This window comes from Citrobacter sp. RHBSTW-00887, assembly GCF_013728095.1.
Classification (GTDB): Bacteria; Pseudomonadota; Gammaproteobacteria; order Enterobacterales; family Enterobacteriaceae; genus Citrobacter; species Citrobacter braakii.
This window is the reverse complement of sequence record NZ_CP056267.1, coordinates 2,104,565-2,128,141: the sequence shown is the minus strand read 5'-3', so window position 1 is coordinate 2,128,141 and position 23,577 is coordinate 2,104,565. Positions and strand designations below refer to the sequence as shown.

25 protein-coding genes, 1 pseudogene and 1 other annotated feature are annotated in these 23,577 nt (G+C 52.8%); of the genes and pseudogenes, 15 read left to right on the top strand and 11 right to left on the bottom strand.

From position 1 onward, the window contains the following. The first annotated feature begins 2 nt into the window (after nt 1-2). From pduT to HV314_RS10020, 5 genes are all read left to right on the top strand, one after another. A complete protein-coding gene (gene pduT / locus HV314_RS10040) occupies nt 3-557 on the top strand; it encodes a propanediol utilization microcompartment protein PduT (RefSeq protein WP_046275683.1) in 555 nt (184 codons plus the stop codon). Next, nucleotides 557-907: a propanediol utilization microcompartment protein PduU gene (gene pduU / locus HV314_RS10035; RefSeq protein ID WP_016156881.1), complete on the top strand. Its 351-nt coding sequence runs from the start codon at nt 557-559 to the stop codon at nt 905-907. The genes pduT and pduU overlap by 1 nt, the downstream gene beginning before the upstream one ends. 4 nt (nt 908-911) lie before the next feature. Further along, nucleotides 912-1,364 carry a propanediol utilization protein PduV gene (pduV, locus tag HV314_RS10030; protein WP_049270742.1) on the top strand — a complete coding sequence of 151 codons (453 nt, stop codon included), beginning with the start codon at nt 912-914 and terminating at the stop codon, nt 1,362-1,364. Continuing rightward, on the top strand, nt 1,349-2,563 hold the full coding sequence (locus tag HV314_RS10025) for an acetate/propionate family kinase (RefSeq protein WP_016156883.1): 1,215 nt from the start codon (nt 1,349-1,351) through the stop codon (nt 2,561-2,563). The genes pduV and HV314_RS10025 overlap by 16 nt, the downstream gene beginning before the upstream one ends. Nucleotides 2,564-2,655: 92 nt before the next feature. Next, a complete protein-coding gene (locus HV314_RS10020) occupies nt 2,656-3,522 on the top strand; it encodes an L-threonine kinase (RefSeq protein ID WP_181547949.1) in 867 nt (288 codons plus the stop codon). A 40-nt stretch (nt 3,523-3,562) separates the two neighbouring features. Here HV314_RS10020 and HV314_RS10015 read toward each other — a convergent pair whose 3' ends face one another. The 7 genes from HV314_RS10015 to phsA form a co-directional block, all read right to left on the bottom strand. Beyond that, nucleotides 3,563-3,898, bottom strand: a complete 336-nt coding sequence (locus HV314_RS10015) for a DUF496 family protein (RefSeq protein ID WP_003834176.1) — start codon at nt 3,896-3,898, stop codon at nt 3,563-3,565. Between the two features lie 238 nt (nt 3,899-4,136). After that, nucleotides 4,137-5,195 carry an FUSC family protein gene (locus HV314_RS10010; protein ID WP_016156885.1) on the bottom strand — a complete coding sequence of 353 codons (1,059 nt, stop codon included), beginning with the start codon at nt 5,193-5,195 and terminating at the stop codon, nt 4,137-4,139. 86 nt (nt 5,196-5,281) lie between these two features. Next, nucleotides 5,282-5,749 carry a DNA gyrase inhibitor SbmC gene (sbmC, locus tag HV314_RS10005; RefSeq protein WP_049270736.1) on the bottom strand — a complete coding sequence of 156 codons (468 nt, stop codon included), beginning with the start codon at nt 5,747-5,749 and terminating at the stop codon, nt 5,282-5,284. 123 nt (nt 5,750-5,872) lie between these two features. Then, nucleotides 5,873-7,045: a serine-type D-Ala-D-Ala carboxypeptidase DacD gene (gene dacD, locus HV314_RS10000; protein ID WP_094761558.1), complete on the bottom strand. Its 1,173-nt coding sequence runs from the start codon at nt 7,043-7,045 to the stop codon at nt 5,873-5,875. A gap of 138 nt (nt 7,046-7,183) precedes the next feature. Next, a complete protein-coding gene (phsC, locus tag HV314_RS09995) occupies nt 7,184-7,951 on the bottom strand; it encodes a thiosulfate reductase cytochrome B subunit (protein ID WP_181547948.1) in 768 nt (255 codons plus the stop codon). After that, nucleotides 7,948-8,526 (bottom strand): thiosulfate reductase electron transport protein PhsB, encoded by a 579-nt coding sequence (gene phsB, locus HV314_RS09990; protein ID WP_016153548.1) that lies wholly within the window; start codon nt 8,524-8,526, stop codon nt 7,948-7,950. The genes phsC and phsB overlap by 4 nt, the downstream gene beginning before the upstream one ends. A gap of 14 nt (nt 8,527-8,540) precedes the next feature. Beyond that, nucleotides 8,541-10,814, bottom strand: a complete 2,274-nt coding sequence (gene phsA, locus HV314_RS09985; RefSeq protein ID WP_181547947.1) for a thiosulfate reductase PhsA — start codon at nt 10,812-10,814, stop codon at nt 8,541-8,543. 397 nt (nt 10,815-11,211) lie between these two features. On the opposite strand from phsA, the gene sbcB reads away from it, so the two are divergent. Beyond that, complete coding sequence (gene sbcB, locus HV314_RS09980; RefSeq protein WP_181547946.1) at nt 11,212-12,636, top strand: exodeoxyribonuclease I; 1,425 nt, start codon at nt 11,212-11,214, stop codon at nt 12,634-12,636. Between the two features lie 60 nt (nt 12,637-12,696). On the opposite strand, the gene plaP is transcribed toward sbcB, so the two are convergent. The 4 genes and pseudogenes from plaP to HV314_RS09960 form a co-directional block, all read right to left on the bottom strand. After that, on the bottom strand, nt 12,697-14,058 hold the full coding sequence (plaP, locus tag HV314_RS09975; protein ID WP_016153551.1) for a putrescine/proton symporter PlaP: 1,362 nt from the start codon (nt 14,056-14,058) through the stop codon (nt 12,697-12,699). Beyond that, the gene (yoeI, locus tag HV314_RS27580; protein ID WP_099045591.1) at nt 14,048-14,110 is read right to left on the bottom strand and encodes a membrane protein YoeI; all 63 of its coding nucleotides are present in this window, start codon (nt 14,108-14,110) and stop codon (nt 14,048-14,050) included. Before yoeI ends, plaP begins: the two co-directional genes overlap by 11 nt. A 162-nt stretch (nt 14,111-14,272) precedes the next feature. Next, nucleotides 14,273-15,257: pseudogene (locus tag HV314_RS09965) on the bottom strand (LysR substrate-binding domain-containing protein). A gap of 40 nt (nt 15,258-15,297) precedes the next feature. Continuing rightward, nucleotides 15,298-16,122: an SDR family oxidoreductase gene (locus HV314_RS09960; RefSeq protein WP_181547945.1), complete on the bottom strand. Its 825-nt coding sequence runs from the start codon at nt 16,120-16,122 to the stop codon at nt 15,298-15,300. 174 nt (nt 16,123-16,296) lie between these two features. Here HV314_RS09960 and hisL point away from each other — a divergent pair, with 174 nt between their 5' ends. The 9 genes from hisL (at nt 16,297) to hisIE (ending at nt 23,527) form a co-directional block, all read left to right on the top strand. Further along, a complete protein-coding gene (hisL, locus tag HV314_RS09955; protein WP_100250077.1) occupies nt 16,297-16,344 on the top strand; it encodes a his operon leader peptide in 48 nt (15 codons plus the stop codon). Further along, nucleotides 16,320-16,442: a sequence feature (His leader region), on the top strand. It overlaps the preceding gene by 25 nt. Before the next feature lie 45 nt (nt 16,443-16,487). Further along, complete coding sequence (gene hisG, locus HV314_RS09950; protein WP_003834191.1) at nt 16,488-17,387, top strand: ATP phosphoribosyltransferase; 900 nt, start codon at nt 16,488-16,490, stop codon at nt 17,385-17,387. 5 nt (nt 17,388-17,392) lie between these two features. Further along, nucleotides 17,393-18,697 (top strand): histidinol dehydrogenase, encoded by a 1,305-nt coding sequence (gene hisD, locus HV314_RS09945; RefSeq protein ID WP_181547944.1) that lies wholly within the window; start codon nt 17,393-17,395, stop codon nt 18,695-18,697. Continuing rightward, a complete protein-coding gene (gene hisC / locus HV314_RS09940; protein WP_016156893.1) occupies nt 18,694-19,773 on the top strand; it encodes a histidinol-phosphate transaminase in 1,080 nt (359 codons plus the stop codon). The genes hisD and hisC overlap by 4 nt, the downstream gene beginning before the upstream one ends. After that, entirely contained in the window at nt 19,770-20,837 is a 1,068-nt protein-coding gene (gene hisB, locus HV314_RS09935) for a bifunctional histidinol-phosphatase/imidazoleglycerol-phosphate dehydratase HisB (RefSeq protein WP_048217353.1), read from the top strand. Before hisC ends, hisB begins: the two co-directional genes overlap by 4 nt. Next, the gene (gene hisH / locus HV314_RS09930; RefSeq protein ID WP_003030129.1) at nt 20,837-21,427 is read left to right on the top strand and encodes an imidazole glycerol phosphate synthase subunit HisH; all 591 of its coding nucleotides are present in this window, start codon (nt 20,837-20,839) and stop codon (nt 21,425-21,427) included. Before hisB ends, hisH begins: the two co-directional genes overlap by 1 nt. Beyond that, nucleotides 21,427-22,164 (top strand): 1-(5-phosphoribosyl)-5-[(5-phosphoribosylamino)methylideneamino]imidazole-4-carboxamide isomerase, encoded by a 738-nt coding sequence (gene hisA / locus HV314_RS09925; protein ID WP_032949580.1) that lies wholly within the window; start codon nt 21,427-21,429, stop codon nt 22,162-22,164. Before hisH ends, hisA begins: the two co-directional genes overlap by 1 nt. Beyond that, nucleotides 22,146-22,922, top strand: coding sequence for an imidazole glycerol phosphate synthase subunit HisF (gene hisF / locus HV314_RS09920; RefSeq protein WP_019077116.1), 777 nt, complete (start codon nt 22,146-22,148; stop codon nt 22,920-22,922). Before hisA ends, hisF begins: the two co-directional genes overlap by 19 nt. Continuing rightward, nucleotides 22,916-23,527 carry a bifunctional phosphoribosyl-AMP cyclohydrolase/phosphoribosyl-ATP diphosphatase HisIE gene (gene hisIE / locus HV314_RS09915; RefSeq protein WP_003030122.1) on the top strand — a complete coding sequence of 204 codons (612 nt, stop codon included), beginning with the start codon at nt 22,916-22,918 and terminating at the stop codon, nt 23,525-23,527. The genes hisF and hisIE overlap by 7 nt, the downstream gene beginning before the upstream one ends. The last annotated feature ends 50 nt before the right edge of the window (nt 23,528-23,577 follow it).

The following is a 23,577-nucleotide window of genomic DNA, read 5'->3' as shown; positions in this document are numbered from 1 at the left end:
TCATGTCTCAGGCTATAGGGATTTTAGAACTCACCAGCATTGCCAAAGGAATGGAAGCTGGCGATGCCATGTTAAAAAGCGCGAATGTGAATTTACTGGTCAGCAAGACCATCTGCCCGGGCAAATTTCTGCTCATGCTCGGTGGTGACGTAGGCGCAATACAACAGGCGATCGCCACCGGAACTTCTCTTGCTGGCGATATGCTCGTTGATAGTCTGGTACTACCCAACATTCACGCCAGCGTACTTCCTGCGATCAGTGGACTTAACAGCGTGGATAAGCGTCAGGCCGTTGGCATTGTTGAAACATGGAGCGTTGCGGCCTGCATCTGCGCCGCCGACCGTGCGGTTAAAGCCTCCAATGTCACGCTGGTACGCGTCCATATGGCATTTGGTATTGGCGGCAAGTGCTACATGGTTGTCGCTGGCGATGTGTCTGATGTGAATAACGCAGTGACAGTTGCCAGTGAAAGTGCGGGTGAAAAAGGTCTGTTGGTTTACCGTTCGGTCATCCCTCGTCCGCATGAAAGCATGTGGCGACAGATGGTGGAGGGATAATGGAAAGACAACCCACCACGGATCGTATGATTCAGGAATATGTTCCTGGCAAGCAGGTTACGTTGGCGCATCTTATCGCTAATCCGGGTAAAGATTTGTTCAAGAAACTGGGATTACCAGAATCGGTTTCCGCAATCGGTATTCTGACGATTACCCCCAGCGAAGCCTCAATCATCGCCTGTGATATCGCCACGAAATCCGGGGCGGTAGAGATTGGTTTTCTCGACCGTTTTACCGGCGCTGTGGTACTGACGGGCGATGTTTCCGCCGTTGAGTACGCGCTGAAACAGGTAACCCGGACGTTGGGCGAAATGATGCGTTTTACCGCCTGTCCCATCACCCGGACATAATCTCATGAAACGCATAATGCTAATTGGCCCCAGCCAGTGCGGTAAAACGTCACTCACGCAGTGCATGCGGGGAGAGGCGCTTCACTATCAGAAGACCCAGGCCATTGTCTGGTCTCCCACAACGATAGACACACCGGGTGAATATCTCGAAAACCGCTGCCTGTACAGCGCGCTGCTGGCCAGCGCCTGTGAAGCAGACATCATCGCGCTGGTTCTCAATGCTGACGCGCCGTGGTCACCTTTTTCTCCAGGTTTTACTGGCCCGATGAACCGACCCGTTATCGGCCTCGTCACCAAAGCCGATTTAGCCAGCCCGCAGCGTATTTCTCTCGTGGAGAGTTGGTTAGTTCAGGCTGGCGCGCAAAAAGTATTTGTCACCAGCGCGCTGGAGAATACCGGGGTCGATGAGATGTTCATTTTTCTGAATGCAAAGGAACCTTCATGTCTCACAAAATAATGGCCATTAATGCAGGTAGTTCCTCGCTTAAGTTTCAGCTTCTGGCGATGCCGCAGGGTGAAATGATTTGCCAGGGACTGATCGAGCGTATCGGTATGTCTGATGCGCAGGTCACCCTAAAAGCACCAGCGCAAAAATGGCAGGAGACTTTGCCCGTAGCCGATCACCGTGAAGCAGTAACGCTGCTACTGGAAAAACTGCTCAGCCACAATATTATCAGCAGTCTGGAAGAGATCGACGGCGTTGGCCATCGCGTCGCACACGGTGGAGAATCCTTCAAAGATTCCGCGCGGGTAACTGATGAAACACTGGCGGAAATCGAACGCCTTGCGGAACTGGCACCGCTTCATAACCCGGTTAATGCGTTGGGGATTGCGGTATTTCGCCAGCTACTGCCGAAAACGCCGGCCGTTGCGGTTTTTGACACGGCTTTTCATCAGACCCTTGATGAGCCTTCTTTCATCTATCCCCTGCCCTGGCGCTACTATTCAGAGCTGGGTATTCGTCGTTATGGTTTTCATGGTACCAGCCACAAGTATGTCAGCGCTCAGCTTGCTGAAAAGCTGGGCGTGCCGCTCAGCGCCCTGCGGGTTGTTTGTTGTCATCTGGGCAACGGCAGCAGCATCTGCGCTATCAAAGGCGGACACTCGGTGAATACCTCCATGGGTTTTACGCCGCAGTCTGGCGTAATGATGGGCACGCGAAGTGGCGATATTGATCCATCCATTCTGCCGTGGATTGCCCTGCGTGAAGGCAAAACCCCGCAGCAGCTCAACCAATTGCTCAACAATGAGTCCGGATTACTCGGAGTTTCTGGTGTTTCACCCGACTACCGGGATGTTGAACATGCCGCAGATACGGGCAATCACCAGGCAGCACTGGCATTGACGCTTTTTGCCGAGCGGATTCGCGCCACTATTGGCAGCTATATTATGCAGATGGGCGGTCTGGATGCGCTGGTGTTTACCGGGGGAATTGGTGAAAATTCAGCGCGTGCTCGCGCCGCGATTTGCCACAACCTGAATTTCTTAGGCCTGGCCGTTGATGAAGAAAAAAATCAGCGTAACGCCACCTTTATTCAGACGGAAAATGCGGTGGTTAAAGTGGCGGTGATTAATACCAATGAAGAGCTGATGATAGCCCAGGACGTTATGCGTTTAGCGATATCAGAAACTGTGACATTGGGCATTCCCGCCTGATATTGCCGAACCGCAAATTGCGGCAAATCATGGTAATAGCGCGATCGCCATGACACTATGCGCCGAGGATTGCTGAACACAAAGGTGAAGACGTGGCTGTTGCGCAATGTCCCGCATCGTGCGGAGAACTTATCCAGGGCTGGATTCTGGGGAGTGAGAAACTGGTCTCCTGCCCGGTCGAATGGTATAGCACCGTTGAGGTCACTTCAGGCTCACCGCTGACAGATGAACGTCCACTTTCTCGGGCAATGGTTAACAGGTTATTACAGCACTGGCAGTACCCGGCGCATCTCAGTCAGGATATCCGGATAGATGTTCAGTCAACCATTCCTATCGCGAAAGGAATGGCCAGCAGCACTGCGGATATTGCCGCCACGGCCATCGCCGCAGCGCATTATCTGGGCCATCAACTGGACGAGCCAACACTGGCACAGCTTTGCGTTTCTCTGGAGCCAACCGACAGCACCGTTTTTCGTAAGCTAACCCTTTTCGATCATAACAACGCTTCCACGCAAATTGGTTGTGAAGCTCAGCCTCAACTCGATCTGCTGGTTCTCGAAAGCCCTGAAACATTGCGTACCGCGGATTATCACCGTATTCCACGTCATTCCGGCTTGCAGGCGGGAGCTGCGGCCCTCAAACGGGCATGGGAAAAAGTACAGGAAGCCTGTATTAGCCAAAATCCTTACCGGTTGGGAGAAGCGGCTACGCTTAGCGCAATCGCCAGCCAACTGCTGTTACCAAAACCGGATTTTGATTCACTATTAGCACTGGTGGAAGAATGTGATTTATACGGCGTCAACGTCGCGCACAGCGGCAGCGTAGTCGGACTGATGCTGGACAGAAATCGTCATGATGTGGATTACATTAAATGGATGCTGACGCAGAAAAAACTTACGATTCACTGGCCGGAACAGCATTTGTTACGCATGGTGACGGGCGGGGTCGAACTGCAATAAGGGTCGCCGCACGGCAGCGACCCGGACAAGCATAAAATCGTTACTCGGCTTTCGCTTCGCCGTTTTTCACTTCGCCCATGGCTTTCAGCTTTTTAGAGATATCGCGGCGTTCTTTAGAGATCTCGGCGTTTTTGATGATGTAGTCATCAACACGATCTTCATAATCGCTTTTCATGCTGGCAATGATGCCCTGAATCGCTTCCACGCTCATACCAGGCTTGATGTAGTCGCTCAGGTTGTCCAACAGCAGAACGCGTTTCTGGTTGTCACGGATCTTTTTCTCAACGTCCTGGATTTCACGTTGCAGTTTGTTTTTACGACGGAACAGACGAACAAATTCCAGCACGTCCTGGAAAGAAGGCTTGGTAGTTTCCATTTTTACACCCCTGATAATGTGAGATTCGGATTCGTTAAAACAACGGCTAAAGTGGGTCAACATTACTTTCATGCCCGCCATACTTCAAGTTGCATCTGCATCGACAATGCATGGTTGAAACCTGAGTTATCGAGGGTAAAGCCATTGCAGTTACCAATGGTTTTAGCCTTTTTCAGTATCATACCTCTAATCTTTGCTGAATCGAAGCAGCAGTAGAACCAATCCCCTCATCTGCTCTTTATTTGCGCAGTGCGCGACAGATTAAATGTGAGAGTAACTCCAGTTGTCGAGCCATCTCCATGTTCAACCAAACGTAGCCGTGAATGGGCGTTTCTGCGACATTATCGCCTTTATGCTCAGCAATAAGCTGACGCAGCTCTGCCACGGTGTCATTGAGCTTTTCCGTATTGGCAAGCACCGGCTGCGGATTACCTTCATACAAGGCGTGGGTTATTGTCAGTAGTGCCTGCTGGGTCCTGAGCTGAGTTTCACGCAGAGTATGCGCATTCAACATGACAAAGTGGCTGGTACGGCTGGCCCACAGCGCATTAATTTGCAGCTCGAGCATGCAGACCAGATTGCGATTCACCGTCTGAATAGCCTCAAAGATCGACTTTTGAATGCGGGTTTCCTTGCTGGCAGGAGCGATGAGCCCACGCATTTTGACAACGTCGCTCAACAGTTGTTGTAAATGCTTTTCCAGCCGCGGTTGCTCGAGCAGATTGGGGGATAGCGCGGCCTGATACACCCGATTGTACCCCGTGACGCAATGCGCCAGTTGGATACGCCAGTGTATAAATGCCCGCTGCGGCCAGATGCCGGTAAACAGCATCGCCAGTAACGACCCCAGAATAACATCACCACCGCGCCATAACGCGGTATTCATATCTCCGGCAGGCGCACCCACGACCACGGCAAGCGTTATGCCAATCAGCAGCGCCTGGTACGGCCTTTTACCCAGCGCCAGCCAGCCGCAGAGAAACATCGCTACCGCGCACCATATCAGCATTAACGGCAGCGAGAAGAGCTCCAGACGCAGGGCAACCAGTCCCAGGACCGAGCCCAGGATCGTGCCGCCTATACGTTCAAAGGCCCTGGGAACAACGTTACCCCAAAAAGATATTGGCCCCATGATCACCACCAGCGTGATCAGAGGCCATGTACCTTCGGGAATGTTTAACAGGCGCACCAACAGAAAAGTAAGGAGAAACGCCAGCGCAATGCGAATACCATGCACCACACGATAATGACGATACAAACGAATTTCAAAAGGACTCAGCGATTTGTCTGCACGCACTCATGCACTCCGTCAGGGAATAGCAAAGAAGCGAATTGTACCTGTTTTTAGCGTGAAAAGATCACCCTGATTTACACCCCAAACAGTTACTTCGTCTGCACTGGCACGTACATTTCAATGTCCCAGTAACCGTCCTCCATGCCATTGTTCATATAAACTTCAAAGCAGGGTTTAGCGGCTATCGCATAAGTCGTATCCTGCAACAGGCGCTCGAAGAACTGATACCAAGGCGTCGCAAAATCGTGATTCTCAACGCGCGCAACGGCGACAGCATAGTCGCCACCCGCCAGTTCGGTGAGGATCACCCCTTCGCTGTTTTCCGGGATTTCAAAACCTTCAGGCACAGAAACCACGGTATCACAGCGCAGTTTTTCCGCAGGAACAACATCAGGGTTGTCGTAATAAACGGCTATCCATTCCAACGGTACAATCTGTTTACCGTCGACCCACTTCATTAATTGCTCAAACCCCTGCTTCACCGTTTGTTCCCACGGTCCAACCATATGGAAACCGGCAATCATGCGTTTATCGACCAGCTTTATCTCGTACTCCATACAACCTCCACTGTTACACTGTATTTATATACAGTGTAATTTCTGGCTATGTCGGCCACAAGGAAATAGTGATTATTATGTGAGCAGATTCGCACTCTTGCCAGTCAGACGCATCAGGAAAAACTACGCCTTGTGGTGGAAATAGTCGCTCAGGCGCGAGAAAACGCCGCCTTCGCTGACGGATTCCAGCGTAACCAGAGGCCAATGCGCCACCAGCTTATCCCGATCGTAGAGTTCAATTTCCCCCACACGTTGATGCGCAGCGATGGGAGCAACCAGCTCTTTCTTATCAAGGACATATTTTGCTTTGATGTTAGGGACTTCTGCTTTAGGCAGGGCCATCCAGAAATCCTGCTCGGTTCCGAGGCTGATTTTTTCTTTATCGCCATACCAGATGCGTTCAGTGCCAACCTGCTTACCGCTACGCAAAACCTGTACTGTATCGAAGTTGTGTTGCCCCCATTGCAGCAGTTTACGCGCCTGATCTTCGCGCCCCTTCGCACTCTCCGCGCCCATCACCACCGCAATCAGGCGGCGCTGACCATCGACGGCGGAAGCAATCAGGTTAAATCCGGCACCGGACGTATGCCCTGTCTTCAGGCCATCTACGTTCATGGTTTTATCCCACAACAAACCGTTACGGTTTTGCTGTGTGATGCCGTTCCAGGTAAGGCTTTTCTCACTGTACATATGGTAGAAATCCGGTTCTCCGTGGATGATAGCGCGGGACAGCACGGCCAGGTCGTACGCCGAGCTATGCTGACCCGGCGCATCCAGACCATGTACCGTTTCAAAATGGGTGTCCTGCAGGTTCAGTTTTTGCGCATAGTTGTTCATCATCGCGACAAACTGCGGCTGCCCTCCGGCGATGTAATCCGCCAGTGCCACGCAGGCATCATTACCGGAATCAACAATTAACCCACGGCTGAGGTCACGTACCGAAACGCGATCCCCTTCTTTCAGGAACATCAAGGATGAACCGACAAATACCGGATTATCTTTTGCCCATGCATCGCGCCCGACGGTCACAATATCTGTCGGACTAATACGCTTGCTGTCAATTGCGCGATCGACAACATAGCCAGTCATCAGTTTCGTCAGGCTGGCAGGATTGCGCTGCTGGTGTTCATTACCGGCTGTCAGGATTTGGCCCGTGGTGTAATCCATTAACACCCATGCCCCGGCAGTAATCGCAGGAGGTTGTGGGGCGAAGCTCACGGCATCGCTCGCCCAGGCGGGCGAAAAACTCATCGTTAATAGTGAAGCGGCAATAAACAAACGGCGTTTCAACAGCATGTCCTCAGGAAAGGGAGAAATAGACGTTCTTTTTACGGAAGTTCTGTCGAACAAACATGGATAAATTGCAAGAAAATGTGACATAAGGCACATTTTCTTGCTATCAGGAAAGGGGTTCAGAGACAAATCTCGCCGGAACTACCCTTTACGCGGCGCGGTCTCTGCGTGATGACTGCGATGGCGGTGATAACCATCGATCATACTGCGAAAAATTTGCCCTGGTGTGTCACCCAGCGTGCACAGGTAAATATGCGCGCAGATGAACAGTAAGCCCACAATCGCTAACGCCATATGCAGCACCAGCATCACCGGCCCCGCCCCTACCACCTGCGGGTAGAGACATAGCAACCCGGTGATGATCAGTAGTGGAACCAGTGCGTACATGATGGCCAGGTAGGCCAGCTGTTGCAGCGGGTTAAATTTGTCCTCTGTCGTTGCGGCAAACGGGTGCGGCTCACCTTTCATAATGCCATACAGATAAAAGCGTGTTTGCAGCAGGCAGCGTGACATCAATCCGCTAAATTTCACGCGATAATGGCAGCCGTTGCCGCTGGTTGCGTTTATTAACACAAAGCCAATCCAGAAGGCCAGCAATGCGAAGCCACACCAGGTATGTACCTGCACCATTAAGGCCACCGGTCCGACAGAAAAGTGGCCAAACAGGCCGCTCAGCAGAAGCAGGATAAAGAGCAGCGCATTACCCCAGTGCCAGCGGCGGACCACCAGCGAATAAAGGTAGTCCCGATGCTCTTCCCCGGTTGCCGTTTTGGGCGCCAGCATCCGACGTAACAGCGCGTGCGTGACCAGACCCGCAATCATCAGCACAATAACGACGCCTGCATAAATGAGCCACAACGGCCAGTAGTCCGGCGCATAGTTAAGCTCTGCTCCCCAGATAGAATTCATACATTACCCTCCTGATGGATCTCTTTACGCCGATAGACACTTACTGGGCCGCTACGCGTATCTTGCTGGCGATAAACCTCTTTTTGATTAATCCAGTGCTGAATTTCCGGGTCATCGCGACGTCCAAACTTCAGCGCATCCGTCGGACAAACGGAAACGCAGGCTGGCGATTGTCCGACCTCCAGGCGAGTATCGGCGCAGAAGTTACATTTGTCGGCAATCCCCGTTTGTGGGTTGAGGTAGCGGACATGGAACGGGCAAGCGGCAACGCAGTAGTCACAACCAATACAGCGAGACTTATCCACTTGCACAATGCCATTTTCGTCACGAAATGAAGCGCCAGTAGGACAGACGCTGACGCACGGCGCATCTTCACAATGCTGACAGGAAACGCGAACAAACTGGAAGTGGGACAGCACTTCGGGTTCATGTTCGGGTGAACGGATCTGCACTTGTAGGCGACTAAATCCCTCCGGCACGTCATTCAGTACCTTGCAGGCAACCGTACACGCCTGACAGCCAATACAGCGTTTCTCGTCATGCAGCATGACATAAGGGTTTGTTGATTGATTCATGATGTTCTCCTTTCTCATGCCCGACGAAGCGTGACGCCAGCGGTGTGCACCACCGTACCGGAAACCGGACTGGTAACATGCGGAAGCAAATTACCGCAGTGAATACCGTGCGTCGTCGCCGCGGTTTTGGCTCCCGCCTTGGCGCCAAATCCCATATAAACGAACAGCGTATCGGGTCGTATTCCGGCAGTAACCAGCGCTTTGCCTTTTTCCTTACCGGTCGCATTTTCCAGCCAAATCTCATCGCCGTTTTTGATGCCTTTTTCACGGGCCGTTTGCGGGTGGATCCACACCGCGTTATCCCACATCAGCTCACTCAGCAGTGGTACATATTGCGTCGCGCCGTTGGTATGCACCGCCACTTTTCCCTGAATAAAATAGAGTTCATTGTCGCCTTTGAGGGCAAAATTGCGGGCGCGCGGAATACCGTAGCCAGGCAAAAGTGCTTCCAGCTCTTCAGAGTAGAGTTCAATTTTTCCAGACGGAGATTTAAAGCGCAGTTGCTCGCCATAGGTACCGTCGCCATCAACCGCCACTGCGCCCGGATAACGCGCCACAAACTGACGCACCGCTTCAGGTTCCCGCAGCAGCAGCGGAATCCCCCACTCCCGATATCCTTTCTGACGCAGTTCAGCGGAAAGCGCATGATCGCCATTAAGCTGGTACAACTGCCGCGTCTGCATATCCTGCCAGGGGTAGAACTGCCCAAGACCTAACTGCACGGCCAGTTCTTTCCAGATTTGCCAGCTCGGACGCGCATCCCCTATCGGCTCTACAACCTGCTGGCGCAGGGCATAGGCCGGATTCAGGCCCGACATGTCAGAGACTTCTTCATCGCGTTCAAGGTAAGTGCATTCGGGTAACAGATAATCGGCATATGCCGCGCTTTCGCTTAAATAGACATCGCAACTGACCACCAGATCGAGTTGTTCGACGGTTTTGACCAGATCAGGTCGGCAGGTCACGGTTTGGAAAGGATTGTGGCGGGACATAATCCATCCCTTCACCGGATACGGCGTCTGGTTTAACACGGCATCGATGATGCTTTGCACTACGCCGCCACCCGCCGCGATGTACTTGAATTGTGGGGCAACCAAATCAATGCGCTGCGCCGTTGGCTTGGGCAATTTGGCATCAGGTTTTGCCAGCACCGGAGCGACCTTCTCTCCGGCCAGCTTATTGTAGGTTGCCGCGGCTTTTTTCTGGTACAAGCCCCCTTCACGCTCAATATTTCCCAGCAGCGCATTGAGGGTGAAAATCATACGCCGCATATCAATTTCTTCTTGCGAAAACGTCGCGCGATGGCCAGGGCTGACGATAGCATGAGGCGCACAGGCGGCCATTTCGCGGGTGACCCGAACAATGACATCAGCAGGCACGTCAGCCTGCTTTTGCGCCCATTCCGGCGTGGTCTCTTGTACTGCTTCTGCCAGTTGGTCAAACCCTGTGGTGTAGCGTGCAACGAAGTCCGCGTCATACAGATGTTCATTAATCATGACGTGACACATGGCCATTAACACCGGCAAGTCGCCGCCCGGCTTGAGCGCATGCCATTCATCCGCCTTGCTGGAGAAGACTGACAAACGGGGATCGAAGCTGACCATTTTTGCGCCCTTTTCCTGCGCGGTCATCAGTTCATGCGTTTCGGCAACCTCAATACCTTCATAGAGATTGTGGCCAAAAGAGACCATATAACGGGTATTGGCGATATCCATAGCCAAATCGCCGCCCATCATCACTTTGGCGGCAATCGATTTTCCGGCAGGGCATGTCGAGGCATGCGTAAAGGTGTTTGGCGATCCAAACGCCGTTGCCAGCTGAAATAAATGACCCGAAAGCGAACCGGATTTGGAAGAGAATACGACCCCCTGAGGACCATGCTGCGCTTTTATTGCCGTCATTTTTTCGGCAATTTCTTTGTAAGCCTGTTCCCAACTAATAACCTGCCATTCTCCGCTGCCACGAGGCCCTGTTCGTTTCATGGGTTTAACAATACGGTGCGGGTCGTTGACCAGGCTAACACCACTGCCTCCGCGTGCGCAGACACGCGTGCCCTGTTGAGTCGCATTAGGGTTCCCCTGAATAAAAACCGTCTTGTTATTAATTACCTGTGCCTGTATTGGGCAACGATAAGAACACATTTCGCACAAGCTTGGCGTCAGGGATGTTTTCCCCTTAATGCTCTCTGGAGAATTTCGCGCCAGTGCGCCAGGCGGAAAACTGCCTATCGCGCAGGCCGAGCAACCGATACCCACTCCTCGCAAAAAATTACGCCGACTAATGCTCATATAACCTCCTGTTATTAGATATATCCAATTATTATATGGTGTTTAAATTATTAATTTTTAACCTCACTCACATTTCATTAGAATATAGAGCAGCTAACCACAAAAATAAAAACCCATTGTTTATAAAAGAATTTTAAAATTTCCAGAACACAACAAATCAGCACTAAATAACAATAATGGTTCTCATTTATATTATTTATCAGCTCATAGATTTCAGAAAATTTATTCCAGTAATTTCCCTTAACAGTACAAAATTTATTAATCAATTCTATTAAAGCCTGTTCATCTCAATTTTATTGCGTACATCATTCAGCATTGATAATCGCTTTGCTGATTACCTCGCTATTTTTTGGTATTCTTGGACGAGCGCTAAATTGATCCCGGACATAACTGAACAATGAATGACGGCAAGCAGCAACCTGGTTTTCTCTTTCACGATTACGAGACCTTTGGTACCCATCCGGCGCTGGACAGACCCGCGCAATTTGCGGCTATCCGCACAGATAGCGATTTCAACATTATTGGTGAACCTGAAGTCTTTTATTGCAAACCCGCAGACGACTATCTGCCGCAGCCTGAGGCGGTGCTGATAACAGGTATCACACCGCAGGAAGCGCGTGAAAAAGGAGAAAATGAAGCCACCTTTGCTGCGCGTATCCACGCCCTGTTCACCGTGCCGAAAACCTGTATCCTGGGCTATAACAACGTGCGCTTCGATGATGAAGTGACGCGCAACATCCTGTATCGCAATTTCTACGATCCCTATGCCTGGAGCTGGCAGAACGATAATTCACGCTGGGATCTGCTGGATGTGATGCGCGCCTGCTATGCCTTGCGTCCTGAAGGAATTAACTGGCCGGAAAACGACGACGGCTTACCCAGCTTTCGCCTGGAGCATTTGACCAAAGCCAACGGCATTGAACATGCCAATGCCCACGATGCGATGGCCGATGTATACGCCACAATTGCGATGGCGCAATTAGTGAAGTCGCGCCAGCCGCGCCTGTTTGATTATCTCTACAGTCATCGCAATAAGCACAAGCTGGCCGCACTGATTGATGTCCCGCAAATGAAGCCGCTGGTCCATGTTTCAGGGATGTTCGGCGCATGGCGCGGCAACACCAGTTGGGTGGCACCATTAGCCTGGCATCCAGAGAATCGCAACGCGGTGATTATGGTCGACTTAGCTGGTGATATTTCACCGCTGCTGGAACTGGACAGCGACGCGCTGCGTGAGCGGCTCTACACTGCTAAAGCTGATCTGGGAGATAACCCAGCCGTGCCGGTTAAACTGGTGCACATCAACAAATGCCCGGTACTGGCACAGGCGAATACCTTGCGCCCGGAAGATGCCGATCGCCTTGGCATTAACCGCCAGCATTGTTTGGATAATCTCAAAATACTGCGCGAAAACCCGCAGGTTCGCGACAAAGTGGTGGCCATCTTCGCCGATGCGGAACCCTTTACGCCATCAGATAACGTAGACGCACAGTTGTACAATGGTTTTTTCAGCGATGCCGATCGTGCCGCGATGAAAATCGTCCTGGAAACTGAGCCGCGCAATTTACCGGCGCTGGATATCTCCTTTGTCGATAAGCGCATTGAAAAGCTGCTGTTTAACTACCGCGCACGTAACTTTCCCGGCACGCTGGATGAAGCCGAACAGCAGCGCTGGCTGGACCATCGTCGTCAAATATTCACACCTGAGTTTTTGCAAAATTACGCCAATGAATTGCAGATGCTGAGCCAGCAATATGCAGATAACAAAGAGAAACTGATGCGGCTGAAGTCACTCTGGCAGTATGCGCAAGAGATTGTATAACTCCCACGTATAAAAAAACCGGAGAACATGTCTCCGGTTTTTTTTATCTAAATACAGCTATTACGCGATATCTTCGTCGTACTGTGGCACCGGGTTACGGAAACTTTTGGTCACGCAAGCCAGGTAAATCAGACCAATAGCGGCCCAGATCAGACCCAGAACCATTGAGCTCTCTTCCAGGTTCACCCACAGCGCACCAACGGTCAGCGCACCGCACATTGGCAGGAACAGATACTGGAAGTGGTCTTTCAGCGTCTTGTTACGCTTCTCACGGATCCAGAACTGGGAGATCACCGACAGGTTAACGAAGGTAAACGCCACCAGCGCACCGAAGTTAATCAGCGCCGTCGCCATCACCAGGTCGAAGTTAATTGCCAGCAGAGCAATCGCACCAACCAGAATGATGTTCATGGACGGAGTACGCCATTTCGGGTGGACATAACCGAAGAAACTTTTCGGGAACACACCGTCACGCCCCATTACATACATCAGACGCGCTACGCCTGCATGCGCCGCCATACCTGACGCCAGTACGGTAATGGTAGAGAAAATCAGCGCGCCGACCTGGAAGAACTTACCAGCGACATACAGCATGATTTCCGGCTGCGAAGCGTCCGGATCCTTGAAGCGTGAGATATCCGGGAAGTACAGCTGCAACAGATAGGTGGAGACGATAAAGATCAGGCCACCAATCAGCGCGGTCAGGAAAATCGCCCGCGGGATCACACGTTCAGCGTCTTTGGTTTCTTCAGACAGGTTGCTGATACCGTCAAAACCGGTGAACGAGAAGCACAGGATTGTCGCTCCCGTGATCATCGGGATCACATGCGCATCACCTGACCAGAACGGACGGCTGCTCGCCAGCGTACCGGCACCTTCCCCTTCGAACACGCCATAAACGACCATGCCGAGGATCACTGCAATCAGCACCACCTGCAACAACACGATGACGGTGTTGAAATTCGCAACAGATTTCAGGCTGCGCAGGTTAAAGGCGGTCATAAAGGCCACCAGCGCCACCACGAATATCCATGACGGTATCGACGGCACCAGAGCTTCAAAATAAATTTTCGCCAACAGAATGTTGATCATCGGTGCGAACAGGTAGTCCAGCAGTGATGACCAACCCACCATAAAGCCAACGGTCGGGCTAATGGATTTCTGGGCATAAGTGTAGGCAGAGCCTGCAGACGGATAGCGACGCACCAGTTTACCGTAGCTCAGTGCGGTAAAGAGGATGGCGATCAGTGCAAAGGCGTAAGCTGTCGGGACGTGACCATCGGTCATTCCTGATACGATACCGAATGTATCGAACAGCGTCATCGGCTGCATATAGGCAAGGCCCATCATGACAACCGGAACCAGCGTAAGCGTTTTACGTAATTCCACGCGAGAGGTGTTTGGAGTAGCGTTATGCGACATGGTTATCCCCCATTACGGCGAAAACCGTCGCGTAAGCAAAAAATTGCCCCATTTTTTGTTAATCCTCAGCGACAACAACTGTCGATTTTTAAGTAAGTATCTATCCGGTACGAAGCCCGGCCTCTTTTATGAATGATTGGTTTGATGCAAAAAAATAACCGACGCGTATTAAAACGTCGGTTAATGTCATTTTTTGCAAGCGGCGTATTTTGCACTAATTTGGAGAGAAATAACAAGAGATTGAAGCTACTACAAAAGAATATTTTTTCTTAACTGATTGATTTATCAGCAGCCGTTTTAACGTACACCCCCGCAATAGCACTATTTGCTAAAATCTCATCCCGCCACCAGGCACTGGCCAACCCGGCAGTCTGTTCATTCCAACCTATCCACACGGGTTCAAAGATAATTTGTGCGACCACCTTTTTCTCAATCAGAGCGCCGCTCTCCAGAAATCGCTGCGCCAGATAGCGCGGAATATAGCCGCATCCCAAACCACTGATTTGCAGTTCCAGCTTGGTTTTGAAGTCAAAAACGGTGATGGCTTCCTGATCGTCAAGCACCTGGGAGCCGGAGACGTTGGCATGCTGTGCATTGTCGCCAACCACAATCGCGCGAAAACGCCGAATAGTGCGACGATTCAACGGCTCCTGTTCCTGCGCCAGCGGATGATGCGACGCAACCACAAACACCTGCTCCAGAACCCCTAGCTGCGCAAAGCCAAATTCGCTCGCGGCAGGCGGCTCATGCGTTGCGCCGACAATAATATCCGCCCGCCCCTGAGTGAGGGCATCCCAAGAGCCGCCCAGCACGCCATTGATAAATTTCAGGCGCGTCACACTGTGGTGTTGATAGAAAGATTCGATGAGTGGGGCCAGCAGCGAAAAGGGAAACGTATCATCTACGCCAATAACCAGTTCATTCTCCCAGCCTTCGTGAAGTTTAATCGCCTGCTTTTCGAGTTCGCGGACGGTGTGCAACACCTCCCGCCCCTTTTCCAGCAGCATCTGCCCGGTACGGGTAAACTTAGCCCGATGTCCGCTGCGATCGAGTAGCTGAATATTAAGATCGCTTTCCAGCTTATGGACGGTGTAGCTAAGCGCAGACGGCGTCTTAAACAATTTTGCCGACGCCGCAGCGAAACTGCCCTCTTTTTCCAACGCATCGAGGATGATAAGAACGTCCAGCAGTGGTTTCATACTCGCCCCCTGGCGGTATCAGCGGCACTCTGCTGGTCTGTCACTCCATCGGCATCACCAGCGGGTCAGGATACTGGTACTCAAACCCAAGCTCGTTACAAATACGGTTGCCATCAATGACTTTACCTTTACCGTTATCCTCATTGCCACGAAATTCCGGCGGCTCCATCCCCAACTGGCGGGCCATCTGTGGATAGAACACATTGCGCGCCGGATGCATAGGCGCACATATATTATAGATGTGTCCCCCTTTTGGCGCTTGCAGCAGCAAAGAGATGGCGGAAACCACATCATCCAGATGCACCAGATTGACGCCATGGTGTCCATCTGGCGCCGTCTTGCCAGCGAAAAAACGACCGGGATGTCTTCCCGGGCCGACAAGTCCGGCCAGGCGCAAAATATCCACCGAAGTGCCGGGTAAATTGTGCAACCAGTCTTCAAGTTCTTTCAAAACGCGACCACTTGCCGTGACCGGGTTACGCGGAGTCCCTTCTTTCACGATGCCATGTGCATCGCCATAGACCGACGTCGAACTGGTAAAAATAATCCGCGGGATACGGTACGCCAGCGCACTGTCGACCAGCTCCTGCATAGCCTGCAGGTAAAATGTCTCCCCCGGACCGCTACGGCGCGCAGGTAGCGTAATAACCAGCGCGTCGGCGTCCATCAGTGCGTCGAGATCGTCTGTCTCACAGACCAGTTCAGGCTCCAGGCGCAGCGAGTAGCTCTCTATACCACTCATGCGGGCCGCTTCCACCCCATCCAATGTGGTTTTGCTGCCGGTAACCTGCCAGCCTCTCGCCGCCAGCGACATAGCTAACGGCATGCCTAACCAACCTAAACCGACAATTGCGACCTTTTTCATGCCTTCTCTCCTGACTTTTGGCCTATAACGCAAGGCTACGCTAGCCCACAGTGGCTGACAATTCATAGTATCAATATGAAATGAATTAATGATCAAAAAAAGCCCTTGCTTTCCGTAGCTAAAGTGGTTTAGGTTAAAAGACATCAAATGAATAAACATTCATCGAGAAAATTTATGACACGCGCTCAATTCAAACACCATCATCACCATCATCCTGACTAGTCTTTCAGGCGATGTGTGCTGGGAGACATTTAAATCTTCCAGCGGTGCATGAGCGTATGAGAAAGCCCCCGGAAGATTTCTTCCGGGGGCTTTTTTTTGTGCGTGACCCAAACTGATTCAGACAGGATAACGAGGAATAAAGAATGTTAGATAACACCCGTTTACGCATAGCTATGCAGAAATCAGGTCGTTTAAGCGATGATTCACGCGAATTGCTGGCCCGTTGCGGCATTAAAATTAATCTTCACACCCAGCGCCTGATCGCGATGGCTGAGAATATGCCGATCGATATTCTGCGCGTGCGTGATGACGATATCCCGGGTCTGGTGATGGACGGCGTCGTTGATCTCGGCATCATCGGGGAAAACGTTCTCGAAGAGGAACTGCTCAACCGCCGGGCACAGGGTGAAGATCCACGCTATTTTACCTTGCGTCGTCTGGACTTCGGCGGCTGCCGTCTTTCGCTGGCTACCCCGGTTGATGAAGCCTGGGATGGCCCGGCAGCGCTGAACGGTAAGCGTATCGCTACCTCTTACCCACACCTGCTTAAACGTTATCTTGATCAAAAAGGGGTGTCGTTTAAATCCTGTCTGTTAAACGGTTCTGTAGAAGTCGCTCCCCGCGCAGGTCTGGCTGATGCAATTTGCGATCTGGTGTCAACCGGAGCCACGCTTGAAGCCAACGGTCTGCGTGAAGTGGAAGTGATTTACCGCTCTAAAGCCTGCCTGATTCAGCGCGACGGCGAAATGGCCGAAGCCAAGCAACAACTGATCGACAAACTGCTGACCCGTATTCAGGGGGTTATTCAGGCTCGTGAATCAAAATACATCATGATGCACGCGCCGAGCGAACGTCTGGACGAAGTCATCGCCCTGCTGCCAGGCGCTGAGCGCCCTACCATTCTGCCACTGGCGGGTGACCAGCAGCGCGTAGCCATGCACATGGTCAGCAGCGAAACCCTGTTCTGGGAAACGATGGAAAAACTGAAAGCGCTCGGCGCCAGCTCAATTCTGGTGCTGCCGATTGAGAAGATGATGGAGTGATAGCCATGAGCTTCAATACCCTGATCGACTGGAATAGCTGTAGCCCCGAGCAGCAGCGCGAACTGCTGATGCGCCCGGCGATATCCGCCTCTGAAAGCATCAGCCGCACGGTGGCCGAGATTCTTGAGAACGTCAAAAATAACGGCGACCGGGCGCTGCGTGAATACAGTGCGAAGTTTGACAAAACCGAGGTCGGCGCGCTGCGCGTCACCGAAGAAGAAATTCAGCAAGCCAGTAGCCGCCTGAGCGAAGAGCTGAAACAAGCCATGCAGGCGGCGGTGCGTAATATTGATGCGTTCCACACCGCGCAAATTCTGCCGCCAGTGGATATTGAAACTCAGCCTGGCGTGCGCTGCCAGCAGATTACTCGCCCTATCGCCTCCGTGGGGCTGTATATTCCTGGGGGATCGGCACCGCTCTTCTCGACCGTATTAATGCTGGCGACCCCGGCGCGTATCGCTGGCTGCAAAAAAGTGGTGCTCTGCTCACCGCCGCCGATTGCCGATGAAATCCTCTACGCCGCGCAACTGTGTGGCGTAAAAGAGGTGTTCAACGTGGGCGGCGCGCAGGCCATTGCCGCGCTGGCGCTGGGTACCAAATCTATTCCTAAGGTCGATAAAATCTTCGGGCCAGGCAATGCGTATGTGACCGAAGCCAAACGTCAGGTCAGCCAACGTCTTGACGGCGCGGCTATCGACATGCCTGCGGGCCCGTCTGAAGTGCTGGTTATCGCCGACAGCGGCGCGACGCCTGACTTTGTTGCTTCCGACCTGCTTTCTCAGGCCGAACACGGCCCCGACTCGCAGGTTATCCTGCTGACGCCAGACGCTACGCTTGCCGAAGGCGTGGCCAAAGCCGTTGAACGCCAGCTCGCCGAGCTTTCCCGCGCCGACACCGCACGTCAGGCGCTCGCCGCCAGCCGACTGATCGTCGCCAGAGATCTTGAGCAATGCGTAGCCATCTCTAACGCCTACGGCCCTGAGCACCTGATTATTCAGACCCGTAACGCGCGTGAACTGGTTGACGATATCACCAGCGCTGGTTCGGTATTCCTGGGTGACTGGTCTCCTGAGTCGGCTGGCGACTATGCTTCCGGCACCAACCACGTTCTTCCGACCTATGGCTATACCGCAACCTGCTCAAGCCTTGGGCTGGCTGATTTCCAGAAACGGATGACGGTACAGGAATTAACTCCCCAAGGTTTCTCTGCCCTGGCCTCCACCATTGAAATACTGGCCGCGGCTGAACGACTGACTGCCCACAAAAATGCCGTCACCCTGCGCGTTAACGCCCTGAAGGAGCAAGCATGAGCACTGACAACTTTCTCAGCGTCACTGATTTAGCCCGTAAGAATGTTCGCGAGTTAACGCCCTATCAGTCTGCCCGTCGTCTTGGCGGTAACGGGGACGTGTGGCTCAACGCGAATGAGTACCCAACCGCCGTTGAGTTCCAGCTACGCCAGCAGACGCTGAACCGCTATCCAGAGTGTCAGCCGAAAGCCGTAATTGAGAATTACGCGCAGTATGCTGGCGTCAAACCAGAGCAGGTGCTGGTCAGCCGCGGCGCAGATGAAGGGATCGAACTGCTGGTGCGCGCTTTTTGCGAACCCGGTAAAGATGCCATTCTCTACTGTCCGCCGACTTACGGCATGTACAGCGTCAGCGCCGAAACGATTGGCGTTGAATGCCGCACCGTCCCGACCCTGGATAACTGGCAGCTGGATTTACAAGGCATCGCGGACAAGCTTGATGGCGTGAAGGTGGTCTACGTATGCAGCCCCAATAACCCAACCGGCCAGCTGATAAATCCGCAGGACCTACGTTCACTGCTCGAAATGACGCAGGGTAAAGCCATCGTGGTCGCTGATGAGGCCTATATTGAGTTTTGTCCGCAGGCCACGCTGGCAGGCTGGCTGTCTGAGTATCCGCATCTGGCAGTATTACGCACGCTGTCCAAAGCATTTGCTCTCGCCGGTTTACGCTGCGGATTTACGCTGGCGAATGAAGAGGTTATCAATCTGCTGTTAAAGGTGATTGCTCCCTACCCGCTTTCTACCCCGGTAGCGGATATCGCCGCCCAGGCGCTGACGCCACAAGGGATTTCCGCCATGCGCCAACGCGTAGAGCAGATCCTGCAAGAGCGTCAGTATCTGGTGGAGAACCTGAAAACCATTCGCTGTGTAGAGCAGGTTTTCGACTCTGAAACCAACTATGTTCTGGCGCGCTTCACCGCATCAAGCAGCGTATTTAAATCTTTGTGGGATCAGGGCATTATCTTACGAGATCAGAATAAACAACCTTCATTAAGCGGCTGCCTGCGAATTACTGTCGGAACCCGCGAAGAGAGCCAGCGCGTCATTGACGCCTTACGTGCGGAGCAAGTATGAGCCAGAAGTATCTTTTTATTGACCGTGATGGAACCCTGATTTCCGAACCGCCAAGTGACTTTCAGGTCGATCGCTTTGACAAACTCGCCTTCGAGCCGGACGTCGTTCCCGTTTTGCTGAAGCTGCAAAAAGCCGGCTTTAAGCTGGTGATGATTACTAACCAGGATGGGCTTGGCACGCAGAGTTTCCCACAGGCTGATTTTGACGGTCCGCATAACCTGATGATGCAAATTTTCACCTCTCAGGGCGTGACGTTTGATGAGGTACTGATTTGCCCGCACCTGCCAGCGGACGAGTGCGATTGCCGTAAGCCAAAAGTGAAGCTGGTTGAACAGTATCTGGTTGAACAGGCCATGGATATGGCGAACAGCTACGTCATTGGCGACCGGGTGACCGATATTCAGCTCGCTGAAAACATGGGCATTAGCGGATTGCGTTACCATCGCGACACCCTGAACTGGGCGATGATCGGCGAGCAGCTGACCAAACGTGACCGCTACGCACACGTAGAGCGTAATACCAAAGAAACGCAGATTGACGTCAAAGTCTGGCTGGACCGTGAAGGCCAAAGCAAAATCAATACCGGCGTTGGCTTCTTTGACCACATGCTGGATCAAATCGCCACCCATGGCGGTTTTCGCATGGAGATAGCCGTCAAAGGCGATCTATATATAGACGATCACCACACCGTAGAAGATACCGGTTTGGCGCTGGGTGAAGCCTTAAAGCTGGCATTAGGCGATAAACGAGGTATCAACCGTTTTGGTTTTGTACTGCCGATGGATGAGTGCCTGGCGCGTTGCGCACTGGATATCTCCGGCCGCCCGCACCTGGAATACCGCGCGGAGTTTACCTACCAGCGCGTTGGCGATCTGAGCACAGAGATGATCGAACACTTCTTCCGCTCACTCTCTTACACCATGGGCGTCACCCTGCACCTGAAAACCAAAGGCAAAAATGACCACCACCGTGTGGAGAGCCTGTTTAAAGCCTTTGGCCGTACTCTGCGTCAGGCGATTCGCGTCGAAGGCGACACGCTGCCCTCCTCAAAAGGAGTGCTGTAATGAATGTGGTGATTCTGGACACCGGTTGCGCCAACCTGCATTCGGTAAAATCCGCCGTCGCACGCCACGGATACGACCCGGTTGTCAGCCGTGACCCGGACGTGGTGCTGCGCGCCGATAAACTGTTTCTGCCGGGCGTCGGTACCGCCCAGGCGGCGATGGACCAGTTGCACGAGCGTGAACTGATTGAGCTGATCAAAGCCTGTACGCAACCAGTGCTGGGGATCTGCTTAGGCATGCAACTGCTGGGCCGTCGCAGCGAAGAGAGTAACGGCGTATCCCTGCTGGGCATTATTGAGCAGGATGTCCCGAAGATGACCGATTTCGGTCTGCCGCTGCCGCACATGGGCTGGAATCGCGTCTATCCACAAGCGGGAAATCGTCTGTTCCAGGGCATTGAAGATGGCGCATATTTCTACTTTGTTCACAGCTATGCTATGCCGGTAAACCCGTGGACCATCGCCCAGTGTCATTACGGCGAACCGTTTACCGCGGCAGTACAAAAGGACAATTTCTTTGGCGTGCAGTTCCACCCGGAACGTTCGGGCGCGGCTGGGGCGCAGTTGCTGAAAAACTTTCTGGAGATGTAATGATTATTCCGGCATTAGATTTAATCGACGGCACGGTGGTGCGTCTTCATCAGGGCGATTACGCCAGGCAACGTGATTACGGTAACGATCCTCTCCCCCGTTTGCAGGATTACGCCGCCCAGGGGGCCGAAGTACTTCACCTGGTTGATTTAACCGGCGCGAAAGACCCGGCGCAGCGGCAAATCCCGCTGATCAAAACGCTGGTCGCTGGCGTCAATGTTCCGGTACAGGTTGGCGGCGGCGTGCGTACGGAAGCAGACGTGGCGGCGCTGCTTGACGCTGGCGTGGCGCGCGTGGTGGTGGGTTCGACGGCGGTAAAATCCCCCGAAGAAGTCAAAAGCTGGTTTGCTCGTTTTGGTGCCGATGCGCTGGTGCTGGCACTGGACGTTCGTATTGACGAGCGCGGGAACAAACAGGTAGCGGTTAGCGGCTGGCAGGAAGATTCCGGGGTTTCACTGGAAGAACTGGTTGAGACCTATTTACCCGTCGGCCTGAAGCACGTGCTGTGCACCGATATCTCCCGCGACGGCACGCTGGCAGGCTCAAACGTCGCACTTTATGAAGAAGTGTGCGCCAAATATCCGCAGGTGGCGTTTCAGTCATCTGGTGGTATTGGTGGAATCGAGGACGTAGCGGCCCTGCGCGGGACCGGTGTTCGTGGTGTTATCGTCGGACGAGCCTTGCTGGAAGGTAAGTTCACCGTTGAGGAGGCCATACAATGCTGGCAAAACGCATAATTCCCTGTCTGGACGTTCGCGATGGACAGGTGGTAAAAGGCGTTCAGTTCCGCAATCACGAGATTATTGGCGACATTGTCCCACTGGCAAAACGTTATGCCGATGAAGGCGCAGATGAACTGGTGTTCTACGATATCACCGCTTCCAGCGATGGCCGCGTAGTGGATAAAAGCTGGGTATCACGCGTGGCGGAAGTGATCGATATTCCGTTCTGTGTTGCCGGTGGCATTAAATCCATCGACGATGCGGCACGTATCCTCTCTTTCGGGGCGGACAAAATCTCCATCAACTCCCCTGCGCTGGCCGAACCGGAACTTATTACCCGTCTGGCAGATCGCTTTGGCGTGCAGTGCATCGTGGTGGGCATTGATACCTGGTATGACGCCGAAACCGGCAAATATCACGTTAATCAGTATACCGGGGATGAAAGCCGTACCCGCGTCACGCAGTGGGAAACACTGGACTGGGTGCAGGAAGTCCAAAAACGCGGCGCGGGCGAAATCGTCCTGAACATGATGAATCAGGACGGCGTACGTAATGGTTATGACCTGGAACAGTTGAAAAAAGTACGTGACGTTTGCCACGTCCCGCTGATTGCCTCCGGCGGCGCGGGCACCATGGAACATTTCCTGGAAGCTTTCCGGGACGCCGACGTTGACGGCGCGCTTGCCGCCTCCGTCTTCCACAAGCAAATCATCAATATTGGCGAATTAAAAGCGTACCTGGCAACACAGGGCGTGGAGATCAGGATATGTTAACGAAGCAACAATGCCGCGAGCTGGACTGGGAAAAAACCGACGGGCTGATGCCAGTCATCGTGCAGCATGCGGTTTCCGGTGAAGTATTGATGCTGGGTTATATGAATCCGGAGGCGCTGGATAAAACGCTCGAAAGCGGCAAAGTGACCTTTTTCTCGCGGACTAAGCAGCGCCTGTGGACCAAAGGAGAAACATCCGGTCATTTCCTGAATGTGGTGAGCATTGCGCCAGACTGCGACAACGACACCCTGCTGGTGCTGGTTAATCCGATTGGCCCAACCTGCCATAAAGGCACCTCAAGCTGCTTTGGCGACACCAGCCACCAGTGGCTGTTCCTGTATCAGCTTGAGCAACTGCTGGCCGAACGTAAAACTGCTGACCCAGCCAGTTCCTACACTGCGAAACTGTATGCCAGCGGCACCAAACGCATCGCACAGAAAGTGGGTGAAGAAGGCGTAGAAACCGCGCTGGCTGCGACGGTGAACGACCGCTTTGAGCTGACAAATGAAGCCTCTGATCTGATGTATCACCTGCTGGTGCTGCTGCAGGATCAGGACCTCGACCTGACGACAGTGATAGAGAATTTACGTAAACGTCATCAGTAAGTTGCAGATGTAAAAGACCACCTTCTTAGAAGGTGGCTTTTGAGAATGCC